Consider the following 7,875-nt stretch of genomic DNA (forward strand, 5'->3'; position numbering starts at 1 on the left):
CTGCGCGCCATCGTCCATAGCTTTCGCAGCCCTGCGGGGCAGCCGCCGGTGGCGGCACAACAACACATTAGCGGTGGAGTGGCACGCTGGAAGCCCCGGCGGCCGGTCCATCATCGTTTCATAAAAGATTTTGAGCTCAAGGGCAGGGCAGGGCCGGTGAAGCCGACCCCCGCTTGCCAATACTGGAGAAAGAAAGCATGAGCAACTGGTTAGTCGACAAACTGATCCCTTCGATCATGCGTTCCGAGGTGAAGAAGAGCTCGGTGCCTGAGGGCCTGTGGCACAAGTGCCCGTCCTGCGAGGCCGTGCTGTATCGTCCGGAGCTGGAAAAGACCCTGGATGTCTGCCCCAAGTGCAACCACCACATGCGCATCGGCGCACGTGCGCGCATTGATATCTTCCTCGACGCGGAAGGCCGTGCCGAACTGGGTGCCGACCTGGAGCCAGTCGACCGCCTCAAGTTCCGTGACGGCAAGAAGTACAAGGACCGCCTGACCGGCGCCCAGAAGCAGACCGGCGAAAAGGACGCGCTGATCTCCATGAGCGGCACCCTGATGGGCATGCCGATCGTGGTCAGCGCCTTCGAATTCTCGTTCATGGGCGGCTCCATGGGGGCCATTGTCGGCGAGCGCTTCGTGCGTGCGGCCAACTACGCCCTGGAACACCGCTGCCCAATGGTCTGCTTCTCCGCTTCGGGTGGTGCGCGCATGCAGGAAGCGCTGATCTCGCTGATGCAGATGGCCAAGACTTCGGCCGTGCTGGCGCGCCTGCGCGAAGAAGGCATCCCGTTCATCTCGGTGCTGACCGACCCGGTATACGGCGGCGTTTCCGCCAGCCTGGCGATGCTCGGCGACGTCATCGTCGGTGAGCCAAAGGCCCTGATCGGCTTCGCTGGCCCACGTGTGATCGAGCAGACCGTACGCGAGAAGCTGCCAGAAGGCTTCCAGCGCAGCGAGTTCCTGCTTGAGCACGGTGCTATCGACCTGATCATCTCCCGTGGCGAACTGCGCCCGCGCCTGGCCCGCCTGCTGGCGCAGATGACCGGCCAGGAAACCCCGGAGCAAGCGCGTGAGGCGGCTGCCGTCGCGTGATGAAACAACGATCCCTGGGCGAATGGCTCGCCTACCTCGAGCAGTTGCACCCCTCGGCCATCGACATGGGCCTGGAGCGGTCGCAGAAGGTGCTTGCCCGGCTGGCGCTGGGCAAGCTGGCGCCACGCGTGGTGACGGTGACCGGCACCAACGGCAAGGGCTCGACCTGCGCCTTCGTGGCCTCGCTGCTGCGCGCCCAGGGGCTCAAGGTCGGCGTGTACAGCTCGCCGCACCTGTTGCGTTACAACGAGCGGGTAGTGATCGATGGCCAAGAGGCCAGTGATGAGCGCCTGTGCGAAGCCTTTGCCGCCGTCGAGGCGGCGCGGGGCGAAATTTCCCTGACCTACTTCGAGATGGGCACGCTGGCCGCGTTCTGGTTGTTCTACCAGTCGCAGCTGGATGCCGTGGTGCTGGAAGTGGGCCTTGGTGGCCGCCTGGACACCGTGAACGTGGTGGATGCCGACCTGGCCCTGGTGACCAGTATCGGCGTCGACCATGTCGATTACCTGGGCGATACTCGCGAGCTTGTGGCCTTCGAGAAGGCCGGCATCTTCCGCACGGGCAAGCCGGCCCTGTGTGGTGACCTGGACCCGCCGAAGCCGTTGCTGGACAAGGCTGCCGAACTGGCAGCGCCGCTGTTCCTGCGCGGTCGTGACTTCGATCTGGCCAGTGCCGATGGCAACTGGAGCTGGCGCGGTACGGCGGCTGATGGTGCGCAGGTAGAACTGCGTGACCTGCCTTTGCTTGACCTGCCCATGGAAAACGCCACGCTGGCCCTGCAGGCTTACCTGCTGATGGGGCTGCCGTGGGATGCCGCGCACGTGCGCCAGGCACTGCTGGCGACCCGTATCACCGGCCGCCTCGACCGCCGCCTGCTGAACTGGCAGGGCAAGCCGGTGGAGCTGCTGCTGGATGTGGGGCACAACCCCCATGCAGCGGAGTACCTGGCTCGGCGCCTGGCGGCCCGGCCGCTCAAAGGGCGTCGCCTGGCGGTGTTCGGCCTGCTCGCCGACAAGGACCTGGACGGCGTTGTGGCGCCGCTGCAGGGCCTGGTCGACGACTGGGCCGTGGCGCCCCTGGATACCCCCCGCAGCCGCCCGGCTGCGGAACTGGCCACGGCCTTGACGAACCTCGGTGCTGCGGTGAAGTCTTATGTCAGCGTCGATGCCGCCCTTGAAGGGCAATGCGCGCAGGCGACGGCGGATGATCAGATCTTGCTGTTCGGTTCGTTTTTCTGTGTTGCCCAGGCGCTGGAGTGGCTGGAGCGGCACGCCCAGGAGGGTGGAGTAGATGGCAGTGCTGGATAAAGGGATGAAACAGCGCATGGTGGGTGCGCTGGTGCTGGTGGCGCTGGCGGTTATTTTCCTGCCGATGCTGTTCACCCGCGAGGACGAGATGCGCCAGGTGCACGTCGAAGCCCCGCAGGCACCGGCCATGCCAAGCCTGCCGGAAGTGAAAGTGGACCCGGTCGCCGTGCCGGAGCCGCAGGTCATTCCTGAAGAGCCGCAGCAGCCACCGGTGGTGGTCGACGAGTTCACTGCGCCGGCCGCTACACCCAGCCAGCCCATCACGCCATCGCCGCAGACCCAGGCGCAGGTTCAGCCGGCCAAGCCGCAGGTCCCGGCACCCAAGGTCGAGCCCAGGCCGGCGGCCACCCCGGCACCTGCCACGGCAGTGGCCAAGCCAGCTGCCCCCTCGAAAATCGACGTCAATGGCTTGCCTGTCAGCTGGTCCATCCAGTTGGCCAGCCTGTCCAACCGAGCCGGTGCCGAGAAGCTGCAGCAAACGCTGCGCAGTCAGGGCTACAACGCCTATATCCGCTCGGCGGGCGGGATGAACCGGGTGTATGTCGGGCCGTTGATCGAGCGGGCCGAAGCCGAGCGCACGCGCGACGCCATCAACCGCCAGAACAGCCTCAAGGGCTTTGTGGTGCGTTTCCAGCCAGAGCGCAGCTGATACCCAGTAGCGGCCTTGCTGGCCATTCGCGGGTAAACCCGCTCCCACAGGATGTGAGCAGACCATGCTGTGGCGCGGTCCCTGTGGGAACGGGTTTACCCGCGAATCGCCCAACACCAATCCACCCCACATTCCGCTTACTCCCAGCCCGTCGCTCTGGTAAAATGCGCCGCCTCAAACGTATGCAGGCAGCACCGTGGCATTTACCTTGGTTGATTGGGCGATCATCGCGATCATCGCCGTCTCCACACTGATCAGTCTCAAGCGCGGCTTCGTCAAGGAAGCCTTGTCTTTGCTCATCTGGATCATTGCCGGTGCGGTTGCCTGGATGTTCGGCGGTTCGCTCTCGGTGTATCTTGAGAGCTATATCCAGACGCCATCGATGCGCGTCATCGCCGGCTGCGCCATTCTTTTCGTCGCCACCTTGCTGGTGGGGGCCATGGTCAACTTCCTCGTCGGTGAGCTGATCCGTGTGACCGGGCTGTCCGGTACTGATCGTTTCCTGGGCATGGCCTTCGGCGCCGCGCGCGGGGCCTTGCTGGTAGTGGTGGCCATCGGCCTGATCAGCCTGGGGCCTGTTCAACAAGACACCTGGTGGCAGGAATCACGCCTGATACCACAATTTCTCTTGGTCGCCGACTGGTCGAAAAACCTGATTTTGGGTTTCACCGGCCAGTGGTCGCCCAGTGGGTTGATCAGCGCTCCGGCTGATCTTCCGTTCAAGGAACAGTTGCTCGGTCCGTCCCGGCCCTGAGCGCTATTCACTCAAGTTTCGTCAAAGTAGGGGTTGCGTCGCATGTGTGGCATCGTCGGTATCGTCGGTAAGTCGAACGTCAATCAGGCGCTGTATGACGCGCTTACGGTCCTCCAGCACCGCGGCCAGGACGCTGCCGGTATCGTGACCAGCCATGACGGCCGGTTGTTCCTGCGCAAGGATAATGGCCTGGTGCGCGACGTCTTCCAGCAGCGCCACATGCAGCGCCTGGTAGGCAGCATGGGCATTGGCCACGTGCGCTACCCGACTGCGGGCAGCTCGACCTCGGCCGAGGCCCAGCCGTTCTACGTCAACTCGCCATATGGCATCACCCTGGCCCACAACGGCAACCTGACCAACGTCGAGCAGTTGGCCAAGGAGATCTACGAGTCCGACCTGCGCCACGTCAACACCAACTCCGACTCGGAAGTGCTGCTGAACGTGTTCGCCCATGAGCTGGCGGTGCGCGGCAAGCTGCAGCCGACCGAAGAAGACGTGTTCGCTGCTGTTTCCCACGTGCACAGCCGCTGCGTAGGCGGTTACGCCGTGGTGGCGATGGTCACCGGGTACGGCATCGTCGGTTTCCGCGACCCCCACGGCATCCGTCCGGTGGTGTTCGGCCAGCGTCACACCGACGAAGGCGTGGAATACATGATTGCCTCGGAAAGCGTGGCCCTGGACGTGCTCGGCTTCACCCTGATCCGCGACCTGGCGCCGGGCGAAGCGGTGTACATCACCGAAGAAGGCCAGCTGTTCACCAAGCAGTGCGCCGAATCGCCAAAACTGCAGCCATGCATTTTCGAGCACGTCTACCTGGCGCGTCCGGACTCGATCATCGACGGTATTTCGGTGTACAAGGCCCGTCTGCGCATGGGTGAGAAACTGGCCGACAAGATCATGCGCGAACGCCCGGAGCATGACATCGACGTGGTCATCCCGATCCCGGACACCAGCCGCACTGCCGCGCTGGAGCTGGCCAACCGCCTGGGCGTCAAGTTCCGCGAAGGCTTCGTCAAGAACCGCTACATCGGCCGTACCTTCATCATGCCCGGCCAGGCCGCGCGCAAGAAATCGGTACGCCAGAAGCTCAACGCCATCGAACTGGAGTTCCGCGGCAAGAACGTGATGCTGGTGGACGACTCGATCGTGCGCGGCACCACCTGCAAGCAGATCATCCAGATGGCCCGCGAAGCCGGCGCCAAGAATGTCTACTTCTGCTCCGCAGCCCCGGCAGTACGCTACCCCAACGTCTACGGCATCGACATGCCGAGTGTTCACGAACTGATCGCCCACAACCGTACCACCGAACAAGTGGCCGAGTTGATTGGCGCCGACTGGCTGATCTATCAGGACCTGCCAGACCTGATCGACTCGGTCGGTGGCGGCAAGATCAAGATCGATCACTTCGATTGCGCGGTGTTCAACGGTGAGTACGTCACCGGCGATATCGACGATGCCTACCTCGAGCGTATCGAGCAGGCCCGTAATGACCTGGCCAAGGTCAAGAACCAGGCCGTCAGCGCGATCATCGACCTCTACAACAACTGATTCAGGGAGCGACGGCATGACGGATCAATGGGATGCCGGGCGACTGGACAGCGACCTCGAGGGTGTCGGTTTCGACACCCTGGCGGTGCGCGCCGGTCAACACCGTACACCCGAGGGCGAGCACAGCGAAGCGCTGTTCCTGACCTCCAGCTACGTGTTCCGCACGGCCGCCGACGCGGCCGCGCGCTTTGCCGGTGAAACGCCGGGCAACGTCTATTCGCGTTACACCAACCCGTCGGTGCGTGCCTTCGAGGAGCGTCTGGCGGCCATGGAAGGCGCCGAGCAGGCCGTGGGCACCTCCACTGGCATGGCAGCCATCCTGGCCGTGGTGATGTCGCTGTGCAGCGCCGGTGACCACGTGCTGGTGTCGCAGAGCGTGTTCGGTTCGACCATCAGCCTGTTCGAGAAGTACTTCAAGCGTTTTGGCGTGCAGGTGGACTACGTGCCACTGGTCGACCTCGGCGGCTGGGAAAAGGCCATCAAGGCCAATACCAAGCTGCTGATCGTCGAGTCGCCGTCCAACCCGCTGGCCGAGCTGGTCGATATCACCGCGCTCAGTGAAATCGCCCATGCGCGCGGTGCCATGCTGGTGGTGGACAACTGCTTCAGCACCCCGGCGCTGCAGCAGCCACTGAAGCTGGGTGCCGACATCGTGTTCCACTCGGCCACCAAGTTCATCGACGGCCAGGGCCGTTGCATGGGGGGCGTGGTTGCCGGCCGTGCCGAACAGATGAAAGAAGTGGTGGGCTTCCTGCGTACTGCAGGCCCGACGCTCAGCCCGTTCAATGCCTGGATCTTCACCAAGGGCCTGGAAACCTTGCGCCTGCGCATGCGTGCCCACTGCGAAAGCGCCCAGGCCCTGGCCGAATGGCTGGAGCAGCAGGACGGCGTGGAGAAGGTGCATTACGCCGGCCTGCCCAGCCACCCGCAGCACGAACTGGCCAAGCGCCAGATGAGTGGCTTTGGTGCGGTGGTGAGCTTCGAGGTCAAGGGCGGTAAAGAGGGCGCCTGGCGCTTCATCGACGCCACCCGGGTGATTTCCATAACCACCAACCTGGGTGACAGCAAGACCACCATCGCCCACCCGGCCACCACCTCCCACGGCCGCCTGTCGGCGCAGGAGCGTGAAGCCGCCGGTATCCGCGACAGCCTGATCCGCGTTGCCGTGGGCCTGGAAGATGTGGCTGACCTGCAGGCTGACCTTGCACGCGGGCTGGCCGCACTGTGATGGAAATCCGCGGCAGTACCCCGGGCCAGAATGGCCGGGTAGCCTTGGTCACCGGTGCCGCGCGCGGCATCGGCCTGGGCATTGCCGCATGGCTGATCTGTGAAGGCTGGCAGGTGGTGCTGAGCGACCTGGACCGACAGCGTGGCGGCAAAGTGGCCAAGGCCTTGGGCGACAACGCCTGGTTCATCACCATGGACGTCGCCGACGAGGCCCAGGTCATTGCCGGGGTGTCCGAAGTGCTTGGGCAGTTCGGTCGGCTGGACGCGCTGGTGTGTAATGCCGCCATTGCCAACCCGCACAACCAGACGCTGGAAAGCCTGAGCCTGGCACAGTGGAACCGGGTGTTGGCGGTTAACCTCAATGGCCCGATGCTGCTGGCCAAGCATTGTGCGCCGTACCTGCGTGCGCACAACGGGGCCATCGTCAACCTCACTTCTACCCGGGCGCGGCAGTCCGAGCCCGACACCGAGGCCTACGCAGCGAGCAAGGGCGGCCTGGTGGCCTTGACCCATGCACTGGCCATGAGCCTGGGCCCGGAAATTCGTGTCAATGCAGTGAGCCCGGGCTGGATCGATGCCCGTGACCCGTCGCAGCGTCGTGCCGAGCCGTTGACCGAGGCCGACCATGCCCAGCACCCGACGGGCAGGGTAGGCACCGTGGAAGATGTGGCGGCGATGGTTGCCTGGCTGTTGTCGCGCCAGGCGGCGTTTGTCACCGGTCAGGAGTTTGTGGTCGATGGCGGCATGACCCGCAAGATGATCTACACCTGAGCTCGGCGCTGTAAGGGAAGGGGACCGAAAGGTCCCTTTTCTGTTTTTGCTTTTTTTGAAAAAAATTCAATGGGGCTATTGACTTAGCTTCGCCACCTGCGTAAATTTCGCGGCCTCAGAGAAGCAAACGCAACAAGCAACATCGCGAGGGTGATTAGCTCAGCCGGGAGAGCATCTGCCTTACAAGCAGAGGGTCGGCGGTTCGATCCCGTCATCACCCACCACTTCCTGAGAAGTTCCTGGTGCAAAGGTCTCGCAAGAAGCCGATAGCCAGAGAGGAACGCACTGCGCAGCGGTAGTTCAGTCGGTTAGAATACCGGCCTGTCACGCCGGGGGTCGCGGGTTCGAGTCCCGTCCGCTGCGCCATTTTTCAGTAACAGATGGGTGCCATGCACCGGTCTGAAGCCACAAGGCAAAATGCCTTTGGCTGATCCCAGTTTCAATCAGGCGCAAGCCTGAACGATACGCAGCGGTAGTTCAGTCGGTTAGAATACCGGCCTGTCACGCCGGGGGTCGCGGGTTCGAGTC

Annotated in this window: 7 protein-coding genes and 2 tRNA genes; all 9 read left to right on the top strand. The window is 63.7% G+C overall.

The features are described 5' to 3' along the window. Nucleotides 1–197: 197 nt before the first annotated feature. The 9 genes from accD (at nucleotide 198) to WF331_RS27395 (ending at nucleotide 7,713) form a co-directional block, all read left to right on the top strand. The gene (accD, locus tag WF331_RS27355; RefSeq protein WP_009686024.1) at nucleotides 198–1,091 is read left to right on the top strand and encodes an acetyl-CoA carboxylase, carboxyltransferase subunit beta; all 894 of its coding nucleotides are present in this window, start codon (nucleotides 198–200) and stop codon (nucleotides 1,089–1,091) included. Beyond that, entirely contained in the window at nucleotides 1,091–2,398 is a 1,308-nt protein-coding gene (gene folC / locus WF331_RS27360; protein WP_284363783.1) for a bifunctional tetrahydrofolate synthase/dihydrofolate synthase, read from the top strand. The genes accD and folC overlap by 1 nt, the downstream gene beginning before the upstream one ends. Next, nucleotides 2,382–3,047, top strand: coding sequence for an SPOR domain-containing protein (locus tag WF331_RS27365; RefSeq protein ID WP_284363786.1), 666 nt, complete (start codon nucleotides 2,382–2,384; stop codon nucleotides 3,045–3,047). Before folC ends, WF331_RS27365 begins: the two co-directional genes overlap by 17 nt. Nucleotides 3,048–3,243: 196 nt before the next feature. After that, a complete protein-coding gene (locus WF331_RS27370; RefSeq protein WP_016500859.1) occupies nucleotides 3,244–3,801 on the top strand; it encodes a CvpA family protein in 558 nt (185 codons plus the stop codon). A gap of 42 nt (nucleotides 3,802–3,843) precedes the next feature. After that, complete coding sequence (gene purF / locus WF331_RS27375; RefSeq protein ID WP_016485526.1) at nucleotides 3,844–5,349, top strand: amidophosphoribosyltransferase; 1,506 nt, start codon at nucleotides 3,844–3,846, stop codon at nucleotides 5,347–5,349. Between the two features lie 16 nt (nucleotides 5,350–5,365). Beyond that, nucleotides 5,366–6,577 carry an O-succinylhomoserine sulfhydrylase gene (locus WF331_RS27380; RefSeq protein ID WP_016500858.1) on the top strand — a complete coding sequence of 404 codons (1,212 nt, stop codon included), beginning with the start codon at nucleotides 5,366–5,368 and terminating at the stop codon, nucleotides 6,575–6,577. Further along, nucleotides 6,577–7,347 (top strand): SDR family oxidoreductase, encoded by a 771-nt coding sequence (locus tag WF331_RS27385; RefSeq protein ID WP_162465283.1) that lies wholly within the window; start codon nucleotides 6,577–6,579, stop codon nucleotides 7,345–7,347. The genes WF331_RS27380 and WF331_RS27385 overlap by 1 nt, the downstream gene beginning before the upstream one ends. 148 nt (nucleotides 7,348–7,495) lie before the next feature. Beyond that, a tRNA-Val gene (locus WF331_RS27390) sits at nucleotides 7,496–7,571 on the top strand. Nucleotides 7,572–7,636: 65 nt separating this feature from the next. Beyond that, nucleotides 7,637–7,713: transfer RNA gene (locus WF331_RS27395), tRNA-Asp, on the top strand. Nucleotides 7,714–7,875 lie beyond the last annotated feature (162 nt).

Origin of the sequence: Pseudomonas sp. YNh, from assembly GCF_037993085.1 — a bacterium.
GTDB classification, from domain to species: Bacteria; Pseudomonadota; Gammaproteobacteria; order Pseudomonadales; family Pseudomonadaceae; genus Aquipseudomonas; species Aquipseudomonas putida.